This window comes from Paenibacillus luteus, from assembly GCF_006542765.1.
Lineage (GTDB): Bacteria > Bacillota > Bacilli > Paenibacillales > Paenibacillaceae > Pristimantibacillus > Pristimantibacillus luteus.
The window spans coordinates 548,909-566,837 of record NZ_SKCD01000011.1; the positions used below are offsets into that span (position 1 = coordinate 548,909).

Sequence of the window (17,929 nt, forward strand, 5' to 3'; positions counted from 1 at the left end):
CAATCCTATGTTTTTTTCCTATCTGTGTTAGCCTCTGTCAGCTACATAGGACCTATAATTCTTCTTTACTTCCGAATCTTAGTGCATTCCTAGCGCGTGCACGCTCCAACTCTACTTCACGATTACGTGACTCAGCACCTGTTATCAATTCGTTTAACATTTTGCTTGCCGCCGCAGCCACTTCCTCTACCGCTTGATTAAACGCTGCCTCATTGGCTTGCGAAGGCTTATTGAAGCCTGAAATTTTTCTGACGAATTGCAGGGAAGCCGCCATGATCTCATCTTCGGTAGCAGGCGGTTCAAAATTAAATAAAGGTTTTATATTCCGGCACATAGTGTTCTCCTTTGGCAAAGTTATATCATCCATAGTACAACACTGGTAATCCTACATGCCAGTGAATTCAACGTTTTACATGAGCGTATATAGAAAAAGCTGCCGATCGATAGGATCGGCAGCCTTTATTAATATCCTAATAATTGCCCAGTGATACACCTGAAGTGATGGCATAAGATGAGTTCAGCACTACTTTGTACAACCCTGCAGGCTGGTTATAAGCAAGATGATAATAACCGCCAACCGTCTGACCTGGGTTTATATTCACATGGTTGCTTCCTACATATACATCGCCAGTTGCGGTTACCCGGTATAAGTCAAAATACATGGACGTGTAATTGGTGGAGCTTGTGTTAGAGAATGCACCACCGAGTCTAATGTTACCAGCCTCAAGGTTCGCCGTCCACGAATTGGTGAAAGCGAGCGTGTTCACGTTTAGCGCTGAAAAAGGGGGCTGCGCGTTATTCTTGGCTGCTGTGTCTCCGCTAGCTGCTGCGTTAGCTGACACTGCTGGGACAAGCAGCAAAAGCAAGGCTAAACCAAAAAGCTTCTTTCTGATCCTCATTAATTACACATCCTCTTCCCTTATTCGAGTAATTTATTCCGGCGACCTGCTGATCTTCGATTTGGGAGCCGTCCTCCTCCCATGTGTCCTATGCCAAGCAAAATCAGGTTATCATCCCTTTTCCCTTCATTCAATATCAATTTCCATATCTCGTAATATCGCACATGATTCCCTTAGGAATGCTACTGTTGCTCACGACGGCTAGGCTGCTGCCTGAATACTTAGAGGAAATAACAGTTTAAAATCAGCTCCGCCTTCTGCACAATTTCGAGCTGATATTATCCCTCCACATCGCTCTACAATTGCTCTAGATATGGCAAGCCCAAGACCGGTTTCCCCATCCTTGCCCTTCACAAAACGGTGAAACAGATGAGGCAGCAGCTCTTCCGGTATGCCCGGCCCGTCATCTTTGATCGTTATTTCAATGCCATGTAAACCAATTCCAGCTTGAATTTGTATGGTGCTGCTGGCATGCCTAACTGCATTCGATACCACATTCAGCAGCGCTTGCAGCAGCTTGTCTTGGTCGCCGTAAACCACTAGCTGGCCTCTTCTTTCAGGCATAAAGGTGGTCGTAAGCGCAACTTGATTTTTCACCAACATGGGATTGATTCGCTCCACCGTCTCTGCAATCAATTCAGGCAGGCTAACCTGGGACGCTGTGAAGTGTTCTTCCTCTCCATCCAGCTTGGCAAGCAGCGTCATCTCCGTCACGATATTTTTCAATCGACTGCTTTCGCTCATAATAATATCCAGTCCTTTACTCACTTGCTCTCCTTCAAAAATACCGTCGCGAATTCCTTCTGCGTAACCCGCTATCGACATCAGTGGCGTTTTCAATTCATGCGACGCATTTTGGATAAACTGCCTCTGTATTAAATTAAATCTATTCAGCTCTCCTGCAAGCTCATACACCGATTTCGCAACATCACCGATCTCTCCATCGGCCTTAATGAGCTTCACCTCCGAGAATCGTCGTCCCTTGACCTTTTTTAGCTCGACTTGGAGCTTCATCAAAGGTTTAATTAGTTTTCTCGTAATGATGAGGCTAAGCAGAAATGCAAGTACACCACCACCGCATAAAACAATTAGAAGCCTTCCCAGCAGAGACTGCTCAATCAGCTTTATTTTGCTGATCGGTGTAAGGAGAGTCAACGTTCCGCCTTGTGGAATCGCGCTTGCCGCTGTAATAAACTGCGTTCCTACCGTGTTTATAGCAGTGGCCTGAAATCCGGACTGTGGAATGGGTCTGGTTTGCATTTCAATCTGCACAGGCTCAAGCGTACTATACAAAACATTCTGACTGGCATCGGTTAAAATGGCATCGACACCCACCAGCGACTGCTTCGCCACAGTCGCCATCGCAACCCCAATCACGCTGCTGGATGGCAAAGCTTTGATTTCACCCACCTCCTGCAAATTTACTGAGATGGACTCACTAAGCTGAATCATGTCTTTTTTCTGAACCTCTATAAAATGATCAAGCAGGACATAATGAAAAATTACGGCCGTGAGAGACAGCACCAGTATGAGCAGAAACGCAAACGCCAAATTAATTTGATAAAGAAGCTTCATTCCGCATCTCCCCTCCATTCATCCGAAGCCGGTAACCGTGTCCCCATACCGCTTCCACAGGAAGCTCCTCGATTTTTTTGCGCAGCCGCTTCACTAAATGATCCACTGCCCGGTCGCTTCCAAAATAATCATCACCCCAAATGATGGTCAGCAGCTCATCTCTGGCAAAGGCACGATTAGGCCGTTCGGCAAGCGTCAGAAGCAGCGCGAACTCCTTGGAGGTCACATCCACTTCTTCTCCGCACCAGAACACACGCCTTTCATCTACTGCAAGCTGAAGCTGGCCCGCTTCAAGCTGTAGTACCGAGGAGGTCTGCTTGCCTTCTTCTATCGTCCTTAGCCTATACCACCGTTGAAGCTGCCTTTTGACCCGAGCTACCATTTCTCTTGGACTGAAGGGTTTAACCATATAATCATCGCTGCCAAGCTCCAGTCCTAATATTTTGTCTACCTCGTTATCGCGGGCGGAGATCATCATAATTGGAACCTCCCCGTCGCGGCGAATCCGTCGGCAAAACTCATAACCGTCCATACCCGGAAGCATGATATCCAGAATCCACATATCAGGCGGTTCTGTACTGAGCTGCTCCAGTCCCTCCTCTGCATTAGCCAGTGCTACTGTACGAAACTGCTCTTTCTTCAAATAAGCCTCGACAAGCTCTCGTATATGTTGATCATCATCGATGATAGCGATCAAATAATGGTTCATTGCACATCCTCCTATTCTGAATCTCTATTATTATAGCAAGCTAGAGGAGCGATAGGGGCAGTGCCATTGTTTTTCCACAATTCGTCACATGGACTGCCACATTTAAACGATACACTAGGTCCTGTAAGACAAACCCAAACCTTGAAGGAGTGTTAACCATGAATTACAAAATGATTTTCAAAAATGTCGCATTGTCCACTTTGCTGCTGTCAGCTGTAGCTGGCCCTACTGTCTTTGCAGACTCGTCTCTTCCCAAAGCAAAGCTGGAACGCGTAGCTGTTGTCTCTTCCACTCACTTGACCGATCCAATTAAGCTAGACGCGGTCACTACAACCGCCGCATTTCAGCTGCTTGATCCGATTAAGCTGGCAGAAACCTATGCGAAAGATACGGTGAAGGAATGGCAGGCGACTATCGCTGAGTACGATAAACTTCTTTCAAAGCGCTTCGAAGCGATTAGCATCGCGGAAGTTACGGAAGCAGATGTAGTAGTGCCTAGCCTGTCTTTGGAAAAACAAAACTTAGCTGGTACGGCTCAAATTACGCTTCAAGCAGTACCTTTAACTGAAAAAGAGCTTGCATCCATTAAGGTATTGTCCGTAGATGGTGAGTCTGCTCAATTAACAAGTGTACCTTTACAAGAGAGCGGAACCTTTGCCGTTGCTAGCATTGCAGCGACTGAATCCGCAATAGAACTCAAGGCTTCTCCCTTCTTTGAAGGTATGATGGCGCTCGAGAAGGCAGTCGAATCCAAAGACGAAGCCGCCATTAGAGAGACGCTTGCGAAGCAGCTAGAGCTGTACAAGCTGGAAATTAGCGCATTATCGCAAGACGTGGATAGCGGCAAGGAATAATGAGCACCTCGAAGTGATAAAGGCAGTCCGCAGCAGATGCGGGCTGCCTTTTTTTCATCCAACGCGTTTGCATATGCTAGAAGAACATTTTCTCTTCTTCCTCAAATGTATTTATTTGGATCAAGGGGGAACTCTATCTTAACCGTACCCTACAACCAATGAGACCCGAGGTGCAGCAATGTACATACCCACACCTACAAATAATGATCATCTGTTGCACGAATATTTGGAATTAAATCTAAAACAGCTGCATGAGGAACTCGGCTACAGCCCTGACTTGATCTCGCGTCAATTTCAAGCTGCTTTAGCTAATGGGCGCATTGTTCAAGGAGCAACCGTCTATATGGACGGCTTATCAAGCTCAAGCATGATGCTCCAATTTTTATTTGCCGGAAATCATGAAAACGATCCTTCAACCACGTCCGCGGAGCTGCTGGACTATTATCAGGAACGCGTCATACCCGAAGGCTCCGTGCATAAGCTTGCCTCGTTTGACGAACTGTACGATATGCTGCTTACAGGCAATAGCATCCTGCTGCTGGATGGCTGCAACTACGCACTTGCAGTAGGAACGAAGGAATTGAAAGCACGATCGGTAGAAGAGCCGAATGTTCAATCGGTAGTACGAGGACCGCGTGAAGGGTTTACGGAAGTATTAGGCTGGAACACGGCTATGATTCGCAGAAAAATCAACAGTCGTCATCTCTGGTTCGAGACACTTAAATTAGGGAGCGTTACCCAAACCAAGGTTGCGATTATTTATATTGATAATCTTGTCTCGGAAAGTGTTCTCGAGCTGGTCAGGGAAAGGCTGCGGAAAATCAATATCGATGGAATACTGGAGAGCAATTATATAGAAGAGCAAATTCAGGACAAAATCTACACGCCCTTCCCTACGATCTTCAACTCAGAGAGGCCGGATGTTGTCGCAGCAGGTTTATTAGAAGGAAGAGTGGCCATTATGGTCGACGGGACACCTTTTGCTTTATTGGTTCCAGCATTGTTTACGCAGTTTTTCCAATCCAGCGAAGATTATTACGAAAGGGCGGATTTCAGTACGCTAATCCGCTTGCTCCGTTTCTTCTCGTTTATTTTGGCGACGATTACCCCTTCTTTTTACATAGCGATTACAACGTTCCATCAAGAAATGCTGCCGACGACCCTGCTTTACAATCTGGCAGCCCAGCGGGAAGGGGTCCCCTTCCCTGCCTTTGTAGAAGCGTTAATCATGGAGATAACCTTTGAAATTTTGCGTGAAGCGAGCGTACGCATGCCTAAAACGATAGGACAATCCATATCTATCGTCGGAACACTCGTTGTCGGACAGGCAGCGGTGGAAGCTGGTCTGGTAAGTGCCGCCATGGTCATAGTAGTTTCGATTACGGCCATTTCCAATTTTGTTCTGCCTGCATTCAATTTAGGCATCGCGGCTCGAATCATCCGTTTCCTGTTGATGATACTGGCGGCATCCTTCGGATTATATGGTGTGTTTATAGGCGTCATTGCGATTATATTTCATCTATGCAGCCTTACGTCGTTTGGCGTTTCTTATATGGCTCCGCTCGCGCCATTCAACCTTTCTGATCAGAAGGATACGCTATTTCGCGTTCCCTTCACTTCAATGATGACACGTCCAAAAAGCCTTAACCCCAAAAGGTTAGTGAGGCAAAAAAAACCATGATGCGAATCATTTCCTTCATCAGGCCCACACTAGTCACTCTTGTCCTGCTGTTCTTAGCGTTGTACCTATCCGCTTGCTGGAGCAGGCATGAGCTGAACGAGCTGAGCATCGTCGTAGGATTGGGCATCGACAAGAAAGGCGACCGATACAATGTAACCGCACAAATCGTCAATCCAAGTCAGGTTAGCAGCAAACAGGGAACCAGCAGCAACTTCAGCCCCGTCATCTCCTACGAAGCCACCGGGATCTCGATCCCTGAAGCCTTGAGCAGAATGACCGCGAAGGTGGCTAGGCAGCTATATTTTTCCCACTTGCGCATCTTAATTGTTGGCGAGGAGGTTGCACGCAGCGGAATCAGCAAGCCATTAGATTTTATTGCTAGAAACCGTCAAATGCGAACCGACTTCTATCTAGTTGTCGCTAAAGGAACGTCGGCAGGAAAAATATTAAACATGTACAGCCCGATGGACCCCATTCCAGCTAACAACTTGTTCACCAAACTCGAAACCTCAGATAAACTATGGGCGGCAACGGGAAAAATTACACTAGACAAATTAATTCAGGATTTATCCCGGCAAGGAAAAGGCCCTGCCCTTACTGCTCTGGAGATTGTAGGAAATCCTACAAAAGGCGACAGTGTCTCAAGCGCTCATATCATTGACCCCGTTGTCATCCTAAAGTATGCGGGCATGGTTGCCTTTAAGTATGACAAAATGGCTGGCTGGTTAAATGAGAATGACACCAAAGTACTCAATTACATTCAGAATAGCATTGTACAATCAACCGGAACCCTCTCGTGTCCGAACAGCGAGGGAACTGTGAGCCTTCAGGTCGTTCATTCCCATGCAAAGATTCACGTCAACACAAAAGGAGAACTGCCGGAATTTGAGCTCACTTTGAAAACAGAGCAGGACGTTACGGACATTAGCTGTGAATTAGACATCAGCAAACCAGAAACCCTTGTTATGCTAAACCAACTGGCAGACAAGAAATTGGAGAGCATGCTAGAGAATACACTGCATAAATTTCAAAAACAGGTGAAAACCGATATTTTTGGATTTGGCGACGAGCTTCACCGTTCCGATCCCAAAAAGTGGCATAGCATTAAGGATTGGGATCAGACATTCGAAAAGGTGAAAATTAACGTACACTCTATCTGTACGATCAAAAGAATCGGCACAACGATTCAGTCCGTAAGCAAAGAGACTAAAAAGTAGGAGGACGCTGCCATGTGGCTGTGGGTGGGAATCATCGGGGCTTGGGGCTGGGTATGCGCGGTTGACGTGCCTCCTCTGCTTCGTGAACACAAAATAAAGGAGCTTATGCTGGTTTCCCTGATCATGATTGTAATGACCGCTGGAAGCATGACTTATATTTATATGAGCAGGCCACCTAACCCATTGGTTTGGCTAGGAAAATGGATTTCACCTTACGCACGGGCACTCTATTCGCTTATGTCCTGAAAGGAATAATGTTATGGTAAATAAAGATATGCTTAGCGTTCGTACGTTTTCAATTTTGGTTATTTTTTTCACCATTGGAACATCTATCCTCATTACACCAGCCGGACTCGCTCTAGAAGCTAATCAAGACGGCTGGCTGGCTGCCCTATTAGGCGTGGGGTTAAATGGTCTGATGGTCCTCATTTACATCCTGCTTGGCAAGCGACATAACGATAAAACGCTTGTTGAGATGTGCCATGCGGCTTTCGGCAAATGGGCAGGAAATGTCTTAGGGATTTGTTTTGTCTTGTTCTTCTACTTGCTGGCAGCGCTTATGGTCGGAGATCTCGGTTATTTTTTGACGACGCAAAATTTACCCGAAACGCCTATTGAAGTGCTGCAAATATTGTTTGTTATCATTATTGTTTTTGCCGTCCGGGCCGGGCTGGTCGTTTATTCACGAGCCGCGCAAATTTTTTTTCCGATTTTAATTTGCTTTTTCGGCTTGCTGATCCTTCCTATATTGCCAAAAATAAATATTAATAATTTTGAACCGATGCTGGAATATGGCTTTATGCCGATCGTTAAGGCAGGTTTCTCCTTCTCTGGTTTGCAAGAAATGGTCGTTCTGCTCATGCTGTATCCTTACGTAAAGAAACCAGCATCGAGCAACGGAGGTTTTATGGGAGGCGTTTTAGTTGGCGGAATTGTCTTAATTGTTACTTCAATGGGATGCATTGGCGTTATGGGCGCCAGCGTGACTTCCAATCAATTGTTTCCTGCCTACGTACTGGCCAAAAATATTAGTATTGGTCATTTTCTAGAGCGAATTGAAGGCTTAATGATTTTCATATGGATCATGTCCATTGTCATGAAAATCGTCATTACGCTGGACGCTTCCGTTATCGGATTGGGCCAACTTTTGAAATTAAAGGATACAAAACCATTTATCATTCCATTAGGTTTTGGCATAGTCGTTCTTGCTTTGCTTTGTTACCCGAATACGATATTTATCCAAGATTTCCTGTCCAAGAACTGGGCGCCGTTCGCTTCTATTTTTACGCTGTTCTTGCCTATGCTGCTCCTTGTTGTGCTCCTTCTCCAGAAGAAGAAAGTAGACGAAAATCCTATCAGCGCTTCTACAGAAAAGCAAAAGGTATAAAAAATCCCTATGCCAAGCGGCACAGGGCTTTATCATTTTGTTGAATTGTGCATTTCCATCAAATCATCCAATGGAGCTGCATATTCCCTCCATCTCGGCGGAACATCTAGCTCATCGGCAATGTAGATAGCCCTCAAATAACGAGTGATAAAGCTTACTCGGTCTTCGATCAACACTTCGTGAATTTCAGATACTTGCTCCGGAACAAGTCGGTTCGACACTTTCTTGAATTGCGCCAAGGGCAAAAACATCACTGGACTTTTCTTATAGCTGCACAGATGCGGGAAACGCGGTGAGCTCCCCGAATCATATTTTGACAATTTGACAGTTGCTTGGCATGCCGTCATAAGCGAATAAGCATCGAATGCCAGAACGGCAAAAGATTCATTCGGTTCCCTGCGCCTATAGGTATCTAACATTTTTCGGCAATCCTTCAAGGTAGGCCAGAGAAAGACATGCCGATCCAGGCAAGCACGAAACGCTTGTTGCGTGGTCGATTCATCTATCATCACATCCGGGATTTTCAGATGGGCGTTTATGGTTAGGCTGTATTCAGCATAATTCAACGTCATGGCCTTTTGCCGACGTTCCACGGTAGGCTGCCCCTGCAAATGCTGGCTTGAAAATAGCGAATCATAGTTAGCCATCATCGGCAAATTGCTAGCTCTTGTAAAATGGTACAACGATTTTCGCGTGTTTGATTTCGTTATGACTGCTGCCACCGTATCGTACATCTAACTTCTCCTCTTTCTCATGCCCCTCGTTGCAGGCTAGATGACGGATTTATTCAGCTACAATCATGCCCATCTGTCCTGATAGTCATACCGAAAAGTATTACTTCTGTCTACCATATCGCCAATACAGAATGAATCCGAACAGCATGCCTAGGAATGACAACGCTGATATTGATAGATAAAGGGTTTGTGCCCCGTAAGTCTCATAAATAAACCCGCCTGCATAAGAAGCGATGATCCCTGATACGCCAAAAAAGAGCAGCGCCAATACAGTTTGGCCCGTAGCCCTCCATTCGACGGGAACAATGCGGTATAAATATTGAATCGCCGCTGAATAAAATATAGGAAATGTGAGCAATTGCATGATTTGCAAATAGGCCAGCATATGTGGATCGGTAATCCATGCGGACAGAAAAAAACGCAAGAAAAAAAATACGGAGGCAATCGAAATCAGCATGAGTTCCTTGCCCTTGCGCATCCACCAGAAGCTTAAAGCGAATACCAGAATCTCACTGCCTGCCGCCAAAAAGAAGGCCTGGCCAACGAGCTCTGGACTACCGCCCAGCTCACGGATATAAATGCCAAGGTAAGTATCATTCATGCGGGCGGGAACCGAGCATACAAATACGAGCAGCAAAAACAGCAGCGTTTCTTTGTTGCTCATAAACAGCTTAAGGCTGTTTAAAGTAACTGGTTTGCCCGTTACCGGAACATCAGTCATCTTCCAGCTAATTAGAAAGCTGATCAGGCCAATACAAACAAAGAGCAAAGCCAAGCTATGCGCTCCGAAGTATGACATGACATATCCCGTAAGCAAGGAAGTTACCGCATAACCCAACGCTCCGTATGTACGTATGGACCCATAACTGACTCCAGCCGCTTCTGATACGGAGAAATTCAAGCTTTCTGTTAACGGATCGATTGGCATAAGAAAAAAATATAACAGCATCGCAAACAGAATCAGCAAAAAGAAACTGCTGGAGCTGTAGAGAAAATAGCCGACAACGCTTGAGATTAGAACAAGCAGGAGAAGGATTTTGCGAATCGTCTTCTTCTTATCGCTAATCATCCCCCACAAGGGCTGAGTGATAATAGTCACAAACCCTCCGGTTCCGATAATGAAACCGATTTGTGCAGGCTGTAAGCCTTGATCATCCAGATAAACTGGAAGAAAAGTAATGAACATGGAAAGCAATGCAAAATACATAAAGTTAAAGCTTCGGAGCAGTCTTAAAGCATTCATAGACGTTTGGACACCTCTAGTGGTTTTCTGGAATGGGTTGCGGGCTATTTTTTATTATCGCGTAGCTATAAGTTGCCTCCTTATATGTCATTAGCCGCTATTTCTCAAGTATAACAGATGTGGACGGATTTCAACCTTCAAACGGTAAGGAGATCGCTTGCATCAAAAAAAAAGACGCTGCAACACTCGAAAAAATCGTGTTGACAGCAGCCTTTTTAATTAAAATAATTGGGTGGTTGCAACTAGGTCCGGCTGACCCATGCCTCTGTAAGCAGTTCATTATTGATACCAACGCCGGCCAATGCACCTAGCGAAGCAGCTATGATCGCCTGAAACAGCTCCGATGCGGCATCGCCTGCGCTATATATACCAGGCACGTTCGTTTTTCCAACGCTATCAACGATAACAGTTCCTGATTCCGTGACTTCGCAGCCGATGGCTTGGGGCAGGTTTGATCCGGCAGCTAGCTTTGGCGCGAAGAAAATACCTTTGCACGGAACGATTGTCCCATCCTGCAATGCAACGTGCTGAACCTGACCATCCGTGGATTCAATGCGTGCAATCGGTGAATCAAATACCGGAACTTGATGCTGCTTCAGCTCCTCGCGCTGTTCATCCGTTAAATCGTCAGGACCATCCGTGCAAATCGAATACTGGCTCGTCCATCCGGATATCATTTTAGCTAAGTGCATCGCCCGGGCACCTTTGACAATTAACACGAGCGGCTGATCCCTTAATTCCCAGCCGTCGCAATACGGACAAACAAACGCGCTTTTGCCATACACCTCGGTCAAGCCATCAATATCTAAAGGAAGGTCCTTCATTCCTACTGCAAACAGCAGCTTTTTGAACCGGTAGCCCTTCCCTTGTGAAGTCGTAATTTGAAAATCGCCATCGGTACCAGAAACGGAAACAGCCGCTTCTTCTACGAATTGAACCGAAGGATATTGATTAATCTGCTCCTTTGCGATACGCCGAAATTCGCTAGGTGTAACTCCATCTCTGGTTAAAAAACCATGAGTCTCCCGCGTAACGCGGTTACGCGGGCGCCCTTCGTCGATAACGATCACACTTTTTCTTGCTCTGCCTAGTACAAGAGCTGCATTCATCCCGGCTGGTCCCCCGCCGATAATCCCTACATCAATTAGTTGCTCCATAATTAACACCTTCCCATGTCTTTAATATCTTCAAATAGAACAAAAGAAATAATCAGAGATAATTAGTATCCTTAATATCTACTATAAACGATGACACTTCTTTTATCAAGCTAGGATTTTATCTGACTACTTCATAGTAATATTTTCCCTTTCTCATTTACTGCGACACTTTTATGCTTCATCATCAAAAAACCTTCAACACCACAACATAAATGGCATTGAAGGTTCTTTATCCTATTAATAAGTAAAATTGCGGTGCATGCCTGCGCCAATTCGGTATGCCGTTATCCTTGAATGCTCAAAATCGGCGGTCATGATGTCGAAAGCGCTCTCCGAAGCCGTTCCCTTTACCCGTTCTGGCGAATTTGCAAATTCTTGGTGTGTGCAAGCGTTTAAAGTAGACACCATCGGAATCCCATCTTTATAGACGACTTGGTCATGGTGCACATGTCCGAACAGGCATCCTATTACCGTACCCGGTACTTGTTTGGAGAAGTCGGCTACTACCTTTTCCCCAGGAGCTCCTTCAAGAGCATACGACCCATAAGTTCCTCCCTCTCGGAAAGCCTTTAGGATTCCCCATAATGCTTCATCGTTGCGCACCGCATGATCGGCCCCTACGATATCTTCCTGTAAAATCGGAACATGCGAGGCAATCAGCACACGCCAGCCCGCTTTATTATGAAGGACAAGCGCTTCGTTTGCCAGCCAGCTTAACTGCTTGGCAGAAAAAATATAATGCCATTGCCCTAGGAGAGCCAATTCCCCATTTTCCTTGTGAGTATAAGGAAAATCCGTACAATCCAATACGATGACCCTTGTTTTCTTATGCGGAATATCCACGTAATAATATAAGCTCATTGGGTGTTCGGTATTGAAGGATGCTAGCTCCTTAACAGGGTCAAGCGTAATTTCGCGAGTTTCATGCGGATAAACAACATGCTCGGCGCCTCCGCTCTGAAGCTCGTAATCATATATGGAATTATCATCATGATTCCCTTTTACCATCAAGAGAGGAACACCCGCAGCAGCAAGCTCAGCGGTCATTTCCCTTTGGGCTGCGACCACCTCGGACTTCGGGCCATTAATGCTGATATCGCCGCCGCACAAAATAAAGTCCAGAGGCAAGTTCTTTGCGATTTCCCCAATTATCCGAGCAGAGTTGAGCTGATTCCCGCCCAACCCATGATGCAGATCCGTTATAAACACAAAGTTTAAGGTACGTTCGTTCTGGCTATCCGCCAGATTCTCAATTGCAGTCCTAGCGATATCCGCGTATAACTCGTCTATCCCCGCCATGACGCTTCATCTCCTCATTTTTTGCTCAAATATTTGTCTAACTCCTTCTGTGCGGTCTGCTGCGCTTCCTTCAACGCTTCTGCTGCGGGCCTGTTCTCGATCTCCACGCGGTCAGCCGCAAGCTTCAGCGCATCGTTGATTTTCCCATTTGTCGGATCCGCAAAATACGGGCTGGCGGTTTTAGCTTGCTTAAGCGGTGCCGCAAAATGAGGATTTTCTTTCGTATAGGCAACAAAAGCAGCGTCTTCAGCAGCCGAATTACGCACTGCGATATAACCGGTTTCAATCGACCATTTTGCAGTATTTTTCGTATTCGTAAAAAAGGATAGCCATTTGAAAGCAGCGGCTTGCTTCTCAGGTGAAGCATTTCCCAGAATTGCAGCATAGACTCCCGCGGCTTCCGGCTTCGCTTCATGCCCTTCCCAGCCTGGCTGAGGTGCAGCGCCGATAATGGAGAAATCCAAATCCCCAATGTCGCCGGTTGAGCCCGTATAGCCTAATGCCCGACCATGCATAACGTCATCGATTGTTTTGTACCAATATTCCCAGCCTTGCCCGCCAAAATGTATGCGCATAATCTTGTCTTCATGAATCCATTTGCGGAAAGCATCCCAGGTTTCAATCCACTCTTGGCTATCAATCAGCACCTTCGTACCGTCATCGCTCAAAATTTTGCCGCCTCGACTGAGCGTGGCGTCGATGAGATTCGAGTGGTTCCACATCGGCTCCCAACCATAAACTTTGGTTTCACCATTTTCTTTCACCGTCATCTGCTTGGCAACCTCAGCCAGCCCCTCCCACGTTGCAAGCTTGTCCGGGCTAATGCCTGCTTTCTCCAGCATGTCTTTACGGTAATAAAGCAGCTGAGTTCTACCGTATAAAGGAAGGAAATATTGCTTGCCGTCAACTTTGCCCGGCTCATAAAAGGAAGATACGAAGTCACTCGGATCAAAATCAGCTTGCCCTGCGATTAACCCGTCCAAATCCGCAAAATAGCCTTTTCTAGCCCAATCCCTGTCCTCTACGAGTGCGGCGGCAGGCGGGTCTCCCGCAGCAATGGCCGCTTGCAGCTTCTGTTTCGTTTCATCATAATTCCCTTGAATAACCGCCTTCACGACTACCTCGCTCTGTGATTGGTTAAAGTCATCCATGATGGATTGCATCGTTTCCCCCAGCTTGCCTCCCAAGCCGTGCCAGAACTCAATTTCCACTGCTTTGGCTGCCGGGCCATTCGTGCCACCGGCTGAATTCGTTTCTTTTCCGGAATTGCTGCCGCATGCCGCTAGCAGTGCCGTCAGAATAAGCACGACTATCGTGTTGTTCCATTTTTTTGTATTCTTCATGTTTGTCTTGACCTCCCATTTCATTTGTTTGTTCATGACATTCGCCCCTGCAGTTACGATCATTTGTTCACCGTTTGCGCGTTGTTCACCCCCTTAATAATCCATTTTTGGGCGACAACGAAGAGAACAAGCAATGGAACAATCGTAAATGTACTTGCTGCCATGATGAGCGGCCATTTCATTCCATATGCTCCGCCTTCCACAAAGAAGCTTCGAAGACCGGCAGAGACCAGGTAAAGGTTGGGATTTTTCGTGATGAGCATCGGCCACAAATAATTGTTGTACTGTCCAATGAAGGAAAGCAGCGACATCACGATCAACGTGGAACTGGAAAGCGGTATCATTATTTTCCAAAGAATTTTCCAATGTCCGGCTCCATCAATCTTTGCTGCCTCTGCCACCTCCTTCGGTATTTGAAGAAACGCTTGCCGAAGCAGGAAAACTCCAAATATCGTTATGGTGTTGGACAGGATCAGTCCGGAATAGCTATCGAGCAATCCGAGCTTCGCAAGAATGACGTATCCCGTCAAATAAGTAGCCGATACAGGCAGCATGTAACTGACAATGATAAGCCCCATCAGCGGCCGAGCAAGCGCAAACTTCATATGGGAAAGGGCATACGCCATCATCGAAGAATTTATTAATTGAATGACGACCACCGCGGTAGCTACGAATACGCTATTAAACAAATACAGACTAAAGGGGGCCGAATGCCAAGCATCGATAAAGTTGCTCCAAAGCGGCTCCGCCGGCCACAAAATCGGTGGAATGGCCCAAATCTCGTCATTCGTTTTAAGTGAGCTGCTGAACATCCATAGAAATGGAAACACCATAACGATACAGATGATTACAAGCGATACATATAAAATCATTCGACTAAAAAATCGGTTCATAGGCAGCATTTGTGCACACCTCCTTATAAGTAATGGATCCTCCGTCTAGAAATATACATGGACACGAGGGATATCAGCCCAAGCATTACGACCATCGATATCGATACCGTCGAGGCCTGCCCGATGTTGAATTGCCTGAAAGCGGCATCATAATACAAATATAAAAGTGTCGTGGTGGAGCCCGACGGCCCGCCTTGTGTAAGCACATTGATTTGATCATAGGCCTGCATGGCATCGATGGTCGTAATCATGAATAGAAAGAATGATGTTGGAGAGATAAGCGGCAGCGTCACATGCCAGAATCGCTGGGTTTTGCTGGCTCCTTCAATCATCGCCGCCTCATGCAGCGATTCCGGAATGTTCTGAAGAGCGACCAGATAAAAGACCATCGTCCACCCGATTCCTTTCCACACGGTCACGATTAAGACGGAAAGCAGCGCTGTCTTGGGGCTTTGCGTCCATTCCAAGCTGCCAGCGCCGAAAAAGTTCAATATGGCATTAGCCAATCCCACTCGCGGCTCATAAATCCATGCCCATACGATGGAAACGGCTACCGTTGGCGTGATCCATGGAGAGAAAATGATAGCCCTGTATATCGCTGAGCCTTTCATCTTGCGATTCAGCAGCAAGGCCAGCAGCAGCCCTCCGATCAGGGTTGGAAATACATTTCCTAAAGCGAATAAGAAGGTCGTTTTAAGCGCTTTGAAAAAAGCGGGTTCTTGAAGCAAATTCACGTAATTCTCTAATCCAACCCAGTTTTTGACTGGATTCATGAAATCCCAATCTGTGAAGCTTAAATAAACGATATAGGCCATGGGCGCAAGCCAGAAGAGCAAGTAAGGAATCAGTGCAGGCAAAATAAATAAATAAGCCTGCGGCTCTCCCCATTTTTTCCAATTCATGATATCCCCCCTAAAGTTAAATTCCCCAGAAGCCGATCAATACGATTCCCGTAAAGATGATGCCTGCCGAAGCAATGCGGATGATTTCTTTTTTCTCTTTCAAGACATAGATAGCTGCGAGCGTTCCAAAGACGGTCCCGATCTCACGAAGCGGTGCAACGTAAGTCAGCGGAGAAAGATTAAGGGCGAGCAGAAACAAAAAGTAGGAACCCGGCGAGAGGACGGAACCAATCGCAAGCAGCGCCCCATCTTTTCTTATCACGCCGGTCCAGTCCGTTTTCTTGAACTTAATGTAAGGCGTGAGTCCCAGGATGAAACCGATGTTGGAAGCTTCCAACAAAGCGAGCGGCGAGAAGTGAAGCAAATTGATTTTGTCTACCATTACATAACTCATGGTGCACAATCCAACTCCGACCGTATAGAGAATGACTTTGAGCGGGATCGCTTTTCTTTGCCTAGTAAAGGCAAGCCCGCTAGTCACGCTAAAACCGATAGCAATACATAATAATCCTATCCAGCCCCAGACGGACAAGCTTTCCTTCAAAAACAGCACGCTCATCAGCGGCAGCAAAAACGTACTGATCCCTCTCATCATGGGATATACCTGCGATAAGTCCCCATAAGTTAACGATTTGGCAAGAAAATTAGCGTATCCCCCTTGGATCAGCATGGACAGCAGTAAAAGCAAATAACCTTGTGTCGAAATGTCTGGGCTCGTTACCTCCTTCACAAAGGAAGGAAGCAGCAAAACCGTGGAAGGAACGAAAATAATCCATAAAAATAATGGTTTGTTCTCGCTATGCTTGGTAAGCAAATTCCAAACGGCATGCGAAATGCCCGAAGTGAGTACGAGAAGCACTGAAATGATATGCAAATTACACCTCCTCCGAAACACACATAAACACACATTTATACAACAAAACACAATTCATGTTTTTCATCGTATCATCCTCCACTGTCTCTGTCAACAACAAAAAGAGCGCTTTCTTTTTCCGGCTGACCAAACTTGCTTCCAGGCGCGTTTCATCCGACAAATACTCCTGTGCGACTTCTTCTGCTTAAAGTTAAACAAGCACAAAAAAACGTCTAGGGATTGTCCCTAGACGCTCGTTTCTTCTAATGGATTGTGTTGTCTAACATTCCACTACTATGCCATTATGCCTGTACGTTTGTAACACTTCCGGATCAATTTTTGAATCCGTGACGATCCGCTCTACATCCGAAAGACCGCATATCGATGACAGAGAGACCGCATTGAATTTGCTTCTATCGGCAAGAACGATAACCTTATTCGAGCGCTCCAGCATTTTTTTCTTCAACTGAATTTCCCCGATGCCATAGTCCGTTAGTCCAGCGGTTAATGATATTCCGCTAGTACTCATAAAAAATGTATCCGCATGGAATTGCGAAATAAAATGCTCTGCGATGTCACCCACAACGCATTGCTCCGCATTGCGAACAACCCCTCCGACAAAAATAATCGTAAAGCCCGATTTATTCATTAATAAGGAGGATATTGGAAAAGAGTTCGTCAAGATGGTAAGTCGCTCGAATTTTTTCATCAGAACCTTCGCAAATTCCGTATTCGTTGTACTTACATCGAGAAATAAAGACTGTCCTTCGGACACAAAATTCGAAGCCGTATGAGCAAGCTCTGACTTTTCTTGGACTCGCTTCAGCTCCCTAACCGTGAAAGGCAGCTCTTTCCGATAATCCGACGCAGGCAGCGTCGCTCCACCATGAACGCGTTTAAGAAAGCCTTCCTTCTCAAGGCTCTCCAAATCCCTGCGGACGGTCTCGAAAGAAACGCCAAACTTAGCAATCAAATCTGTTGCTTTTATAGACTGACTCTCATGCAGCAATTGTAAAATAGCATTGTGTCTTTCATGCACCAGCATTCGACCACTCCTTCACCAACTAACAAAATACTAAAAAGAAGTGTACCACAACGGCTGGACAAAACGCAAAAAAACACAATAATTCACACATTTCCAATAAGGAGAACCATTTAGCCCTCCAAAGATCTCATATCCATT

Annotated in this window: 18 protein-coding genes; 5 read left to right on the top strand and 13 right to left on the bottom strand. The window is 45.9% G+C overall.

Annotation, left to right across the window (positions count from 1 at the left end; translation table 11 throughout):
- Nucleotides 1-52 precede the first annotated feature (52 nt).
- From E0496_RS10465 to E0496_RS10480, 4 genes are all read right to left on the bottom strand, one after another.
- Nucleotides 53-334, bottom strand: a complete 282-nt coding sequence (locus E0496_RS10465) for a DUF2277 domain-containing protein (RefSeq protein WP_141501498.1) — start codon at nt 332-334, stop codon at nt 53-55.
- Between the two features lie 136 nt (nt 335-470).
- Nucleotides 471-899, bottom strand: coding sequence for a hypothetical protein (locus E0496_RS10470; protein ID WP_141501499.1), 429 nt, complete (start codon nt 897-899; stop codon nt 471-473).
- Nucleotides 900-1,100: 201 nt separating this feature from the next.
- Nucleotides 1,101-2,474 (bottom strand): sensor histidine kinase, encoded by a 1,374-nt coding sequence (locus E0496_RS10475; protein ID WP_141501500.1) that lies wholly within the window; start codon nt 2,472-2,474, stop codon nt 1,101-1,103.
- Nucleotides 2,452-3,183: a response regulator transcription factor gene (locus tag E0496_RS10480; RefSeq protein WP_141501501.1), complete on the bottom strand. Its 732-nt coding sequence runs from the start codon at nt 3,181-3,183 to the stop codon at nt 2,452-2,454. Before E0496_RS10480 ends, E0496_RS10475 begins: the two co-directional genes overlap by 23 nt.
- 158 nt (nt 3,184-3,341) lie before the next feature.
- On the opposite strand from E0496_RS10480, the gene E0496_RS10485 reads away from it, so the two are divergent.
- The 5 genes from E0496_RS10485 to E0496_RS10505 all read left to right on the top strand — a co-directional run bounded on the left by E0496_RS10485 (nt 3,342) and on the right by E0496_RS10505 (nt 8,322).
- Nucleotides 3,342-4,037 carry a hypothetical protein gene (locus E0496_RS10485; RefSeq protein WP_141501502.1) on the top strand — a complete coding sequence of 232 codons (696 nt, stop codon included), beginning with the start codon at nt 3,342-3,344 and terminating at the stop codon, nt 4,035-4,037.
- A 178-nt stretch (nt 4,038-4,215) separates the two neighbouring features.
- Nucleotides 4,216-5,718, top strand: a complete 1,503-nt coding sequence (locus tag E0496_RS10490) for a spore germination protein (protein WP_141501503.1) — start codon at nt 4,216-4,218, stop codon at nt 5,716-5,718.
- Nucleotides 5,715-6,935, top strand: a complete 1,221-nt coding sequence (locus tag E0496_RS10495) for a Ger(x)C family spore germination protein (protein ID WP_141501504.1) — start codon at nt 5,715-5,717, stop codon at nt 6,933-6,935. The genes E0496_RS10490 and E0496_RS10495 overlap by 4 nt, the downstream gene beginning before the upstream one ends.
- A gap of 12 nt (nt 6,936-6,947) precedes the next feature.
- Nucleotides 6,948-7,181 (top strand): hypothetical protein, encoded by a 234-nt coding sequence (locus E0496_RS10500; protein ID WP_141501505.1) that lies wholly within the window; start codon nt 6,948-6,950, stop codon nt 7,179-7,181.
- 13 nt (nt 7,182-7,194) lie between these two features.
- The gene (locus tag E0496_RS10505; RefSeq protein WP_141501506.1) at nt 7,195-8,322 is read left to right on the top strand and encodes a GerAB/ArcD/ProY family transporter; all 1,128 of its coding nucleotides are present in this window, start codon (nt 7,195-7,197) and stop codon (nt 8,320-8,322) included.
- 32 nt (nt 8,323-8,354) lie between these two features.
- On the opposite strand, the gene E0496_RS10510 is transcribed toward E0496_RS10505, so the two are convergent.
- The 9 genes from E0496_RS10510 to E0496_RS10550 form a co-directional block, all read right to left on the bottom strand.
- Entirely contained in the window at nt 8,355-9,056 is a 702-nt protein-coding gene (locus tag E0496_RS10510) for a DUF7002 family protein (protein ID WP_141501507.1), read from the bottom strand.
- Nucleotides 9,057-9,156: 100 nt separating this feature from the next.
- Nucleotides 9,157-10,299, bottom strand: coding sequence for an MFS transporter (locus E0496_RS10515; protein WP_141501508.1), 1,143 nt, complete (start codon nt 10,297-10,299; stop codon nt 9,157-9,159).
- A 242-nt stretch (nt 10,300-10,541) separates the two neighbouring features.
- Complete coding sequence (locus E0496_RS10520) at nt 10,542-11,456, bottom strand: NAD(P)/FAD-dependent oxidoreductase (protein ID WP_141501509.1); 915 nt, start codon at nt 11,454-11,456, stop codon at nt 10,542-10,544.
- 237 nt (nt 11,457-11,693) lie between these two features.
- Nucleotides 11,694-12,755: a metallophosphoesterase family protein gene (locus E0496_RS10525; RefSeq protein ID WP_141501510.1), complete on the bottom strand. Its 1,062-nt coding sequence runs from the start codon at nt 12,753-12,755 to the stop codon at nt 11,694-11,696.
- A 14-nt stretch (nt 12,756-12,769) separates the two neighbouring features.
- Nucleotides 12,770-14,098: an ABC transporter substrate-binding protein gene (locus tag E0496_RS10530; RefSeq protein ID WP_141501511.1), complete on the bottom strand. Its 1,329-nt coding sequence runs from the start codon at nt 14,096-14,098 to the stop codon at nt 12,770-12,772.
- A gap of 59 nt (nt 14,099-14,157) precedes the next feature.
- Nucleotides 14,158-15,000, bottom strand: a complete 843-nt coding sequence (locus tag E0496_RS10535; protein WP_241674676.1) for a carbohydrate ABC transporter permease — start codon at nt 14,998-15,000, stop codon at nt 14,158-14,160.
- 14 nt (nt 15,001-15,014) lie between these two features.
- A complete protein-coding gene (locus E0496_RS10540; RefSeq protein WP_175598036.1) occupies nt 15,015-15,893 on the bottom strand; it encodes a carbohydrate ABC transporter permease in 879 nt (292 codons plus the stop codon).
- 16 nt (nt 15,894-15,909) lie between these two features.
- A complete protein-coding gene (locus tag E0496_RS10545; protein ID WP_141501513.1) occupies nt 15,910-16,767 on the bottom strand; it encodes a DMT family transporter in 858 nt (285 codons plus the stop codon).
- Between the two features lie 259 nt (nt 16,768-17,026).
- Complete coding sequence (locus tag E0496_RS10550) at nt 17,027-17,791, bottom strand: DeoR/GlpR family DNA-binding transcription regulator (protein WP_141501514.1); 765 nt, start codon at nt 17,789-17,791, stop codon at nt 17,027-17,029.
- Nucleotides 17,792-17,929 lie beyond the last annotated feature (138 nt).

What these genes read in the sequence shown, in the direction of transcription:
- E0496_RS10465 (WP_141501498.1), bottom strand. Translation starts at nt 334, where the DNA reads ATGTGCCGGAATATAAAACCTTTATTTAATTTTGAACCGCCTGCTACC.
- E0496_RS10470 (WP_141501499.1), bottom strand. Translation starts at nt 899, where the DNA reads ATGAGGATCAGAAAGAAGCTTTTTGGTTTAGCCTTGCTTTTGCTGCTT.
- E0496_RS10475 (WP_141501500.1), bottom strand. Translation starts at nt 2,474, where the DNA reads ATGAAGCTTCTTTATCAAATTAATTTGGCGTTTGCGTTTCTGCTCATA.
- E0496_RS10480 (WP_141501501.1), bottom strand. Translation starts at nt 3,183, where the DNA reads ATGAACCATTATTTGATCGCTATCATCGATGATGATCAACATATACGA.
- E0496_RS10485 (WP_141501502.1), top strand. Translation starts at nt 3,342, where the DNA reads ATGAATTACAAAATGATTTTCAAAAATGTCGCATTGTCCACTTTGCTG.
- E0496_RS10490 (WP_141501503.1), top strand. Translation starts at nt 4,216, where the DNA reads ATGTACATACCCACACCTACAAATAATGATCATCTGTTGCACGAATAT.
- E0496_RS10495 (WP_141501504.1), top strand. Translation starts at nt 5,715, where the DNA reads ATGATGCGAATCATTTCCTTCATCAGGCCCACACTAGTCACTCTTGTC.
- E0496_RS10500 (WP_141501505.1), top strand. Translation starts at nt 6,948, where the DNA reads ATGTGGCTGTGGGTGGGAATCATCGGGGCTTGGGGCTGGGTATGCGCG.
- E0496_RS10505 (WP_141501506.1), top strand. Translation starts at nt 7,195, where the DNA reads ATGGTAAATAAAGATATGCTTAGCGTTCGTACGTTTTCAATTTTGGTT.
- E0496_RS10510 (WP_141501507.1), bottom strand. Translation starts at nt 9,056, where the DNA reads ATGTACGATACGGTGGCAGCAGTCATAACGAAATCAAACACGCGAAAA.
- E0496_RS10515 (WP_141501508.1), bottom strand. Translation starts at nt 10,299, where the DNA reads ATGAATGCTTTAAGACTGCTCCGAAGCTTTAACTTTATGTATTTTGCA.
- E0496_RS10520 (WP_141501509.1), bottom strand. Translation starts at nt 11,456, where the DNA reads ATGGAGCAACTAATTGATGTAGGGATTATCGGCGGGGGACCAGCCGGG.
- E0496_RS10525 (WP_141501510.1), bottom strand. Translation starts at nt 12,755, where the DNA reads ATGGCGGGGATAGACGAGTTATACGCGGATATCGCTAGGACTGCAATT.
- E0496_RS10530 (WP_141501511.1), bottom strand. Translation starts at nt 14,098, where the DNA reads ATGAAGAATACAAAAAAATGGAACAACACGATAGTCGTGCTTATTCTG.
- E0496_RS10535 (WP_241674676.1), bottom strand. Translation starts at nt 15,000, where the DNA reads ATGCTGCCTATGAACCGATTTTTTAGTCGAATGATTTTATATGTATCG.
- E0496_RS10540 (WP_175598036.1), bottom strand. Translation starts at nt 15,893, where the DNA reads ATGAATTGGAAAAAATGGGGAGAGCCGCAGGCTTATTTATTTATTTTG.
- E0496_RS10550 (WP_141501514.1), bottom strand. Translation starts at nt 17,791, where the DNA reads ATGCTGGTGCATGAAAGACACAATGCTATTTTACAATTGCTGCATGAG.